This window comes from Thermogemmatispora sp. (genome assembly GCF_019683755.1).
Taxonomy (GTDB): Bacteria; Chloroflexota; Ktedonobacteria; order Ktedonobacterales; family Ktedonobacteraceae; genus Thermogemmatispora.
Genome location: NZ_JADGHT010000482.1, coordinates 1 through 2,728, shown reverse-complemented (window position 1 = coordinate 2,728; position 2,728 = coordinate 1). Strand labels below are relative to the sequence as shown.

The window sequence follows — 2,728 nt, the reverse complement described above, 5'->3', positions numbered from 1 at the left end:
TGCTTTGCCCGAGCCTGCGTGGTAGTCAACACGACGCTTGACAGGCCAAGCGACGGACAGCCACAGACGCCCAAACCTGTCTGGCTGTCCATCGCTTGCCACAGGGTTTCCCCTTGAAAGGTGGAGCAGCGCCAGCGTGTCTCTTTCCCCACGACACACGCTGACGCTGCTGACACGATGGCCTTCCAGAGGTTCCCCATGGAGAGAGAACGAAGAATGCAACAGTGCAGTCACGAAGAAGGAAATCCCCGTGCTCGCCAGGCCAGCACGCCGGTGCTGCTGACGCGTTGGCTGGAGCGGCTGGGTGGGCGACGCACGGCCTATGCGATCCAGCGGGCAGATGGTCGTTACCGCTGTGTGCACGCCCCACTGACGCCGACGCTGTTGGCGGCGCACCTGGCGGGCCGACTCACCCTGGGCCACTATGTCCTTGATGAACAGGATTGTTGCTGCTATGCGGTCGTCGACGCAGATCAGCTCGACGGCCTGCAGCGCCTGGTCGCCCTCCAGCAAGTTCTTGCGGCCCAGGGCATTCCAACCAGCCTGGAGGCCTCGCGCCGTGGCGGTCATCTGTGGCTCTGGCTGGCCCAGCCCACGCCGGCGATCCAGGTGCGTGCCTGGCTGCGCCCGCTTTGCTCGCCCAACCTGGAACTGTATCCCAAGCAAGACACAGCGAGCGGCTACGGGTCGCTCATCCGCCTGCCACTCGGGGTCCATCGGCGCAGTGGCCGCCGCTATCCCTTCCTGGTCGCTGATGGCAGCCAGCGGCTTCACCCTGTGGGGGGAAACGTGTACACGCAGCTGAGCTGGTGGCTCGAGCAGCCGGCGGCAGTGCTGCCAGCCCACCTGGACAGTGTAGCCCAGACCCGCCCCGAGGCACGTCTCCCCACGCCGCCGGTGCATGCGCAGGCATCGTACTCCTCTCCCCATGCCCGTGCAACGCTCCCAGCCCGGACAAGCCCCATCCTGGCCTGGTGTCTGGCGCGAGACCCTCTGGCCGTGATTGGGCGCTACGTCCTGCTGGATCAGCATGGGAGAGGCCGTTGCCCCTTTGGTTGGCATCACCATAATGGACAGGATCGTCACCCCTCGTTCAAAGTGTTTCCGCACACGCCGGCAGGCAACTGCTGGTATTGCTACACCTGGGGGCGTGGAGGTAGTCTTTTTGACTTTTTCCGGTTGCTCTGGCAAGTGGATGCGCGCACGGCCTGGCAGCGGTTGCAGCACGGAGGTGAGCGATGAGGCAGGCGCAGCAGTGTGAAGCGTTGGGGAGCCAAGGGGAACCGGGCCAGCACCCCGCGTGCACTGTAACACGCGGGGTGCTATCTACAGAGGAAGACGTGGCGGGAGCGCCTGGCAAGCCGACGCAGCCCCGTGGCTGGTACCAGGTGCTCCGGTCAGCAGAGAGGGTACGGGTTCTGGCCCAAAATGTCGATACGCTGTGGCTGAATGTGCGCTATGCCGACGCGCAGGGGCAGCCACAGCCGCGCCCCCTCGACAATGAGGATCTTCTCCTGGAATTGGAGGACTACAAACGGCAGGCACAGGCAGCGGGCCAGAATATCCCCACGCGGTGGCAGTACGATGGATGGGTGTTGTGGATGTGGCCTCGGGGGGCCAGTCATGCGGCCTGGGTTCTGCAATGTCCCTACTTTGAGCTGTTTGTGGATGTGGGCAAGCTGACCGGGGTGATTGCACGGGTCAAGGTGGCATCCGCCGCACTCTGGGAGAGTCCCGTCGGAACGGTGGTGGTAGGGATCGAGCAATTTCTGACGGAGTTTCTGGGGACAGCATTCCTGCACTTGCAGGTCTCGGAGTTGCATGTGGCCGCGGATCTGGTGGGATTGCCTGTTGAGGAATTGCCCTGGCAGGTGATTATCACGCGGGCGCGCATAGCGCGGTTGCACCTGGCCAGGGAAGAGCAGGAGGCAAGGGATGGCCTGGCCCAGGGAGTGCCGCCATACTCAGGGTGGCGGCGCCGGCCAGGGCGGTCAGCAAGCAGGAGGCTGCCAGCAGCAACAGGAGAGGAAGTGCGCTATCTGGGCCGGCGCTTGCAGACGGTGACCTGGGGAACGCATGCATCACAAGTGAGTGCGCAATTCTATGACAAGTGCGCAGAGATACGGCGTTCAGGCAAGCAGTGGTTGCTGACGTGTTGGCGTGCCCAAGGATGGGATGGACACAGTCGCGTCTGGCGCTTAGAGTTCCGGCTGCGGCGGCGGGCTTTGGCTGAATTCGGCATTGAAGATCCCTATCAGCTAGAGGAGCAGCTTCCTGGCTTGTGGGCGGCCCTGGTGGGAACACCTGGTCAGGCGGATGGCTGGCTGCGGCTGGTGCTGCCACGTCGTGATCGCAACCGGACACGCTGGCCAGTGGCCCCGGCCTGGCGGCAGGTTCAACACTGGACGCTGGTGACCGCACAGGAGCAGGCTCGCTGTCGGGAGGCTGTGCCGTTGGAACGGAGAGATCGCTGCCATCGGCGGCTCCAGCAGGCATTTGCATCGTTGACGGGTTTTCTCTTGACGGTAGCAGCCTGGTTGGTTCAGGAAGGGGTTTGTGAAGAGACGTTGACCCTGGATGACCTGCTGGCGGTAGTAGGTCGCGAGATGCAAGTGCGGCTGCGCCTCAAGAGAACGACGATGCGGACAGAGGTGCGTCGGCGGTTGTTGCGAGAGCAGGTGATACCACAGTGTCTGGCAAAAGACCTGGATCTGCCACCGCGACGCTT

The 2,728-nt window shown here is 63.7% G+C and carries 1 protein-coding gene and 1 pseudogene; both read left to right on the top strand.

The genetic code is table 11. The features are described from left to right. The first annotated feature begins 216 nt into the window (after positions 1–216). Complete coding sequence (locus tag IRZ24_RS19060) at positions 217–1,242, top strand: hypothetical protein (protein WP_297167937.1); 1,026 nt, start codon at positions 217–219, stop codon at positions 1,240–1,242. Positions 1,243–1,340: 98 nt separating this feature from the next. Continuing rightward, positions 1,341–2,728: pseudogene (locus IRZ24_RS19055) on the top strand (hypothetical protein); the annotation flags it as partial.

Excerpts from the sequence above, each read along its gene's own strand:
- IRZ24_RS19060 (WP_297167937.1), top strand. The coding sequence starts at position 217 with ATGCAACAGTGCAGTCACGAAGAAGGAAATCCCCGTGCTCGCCAGGCC.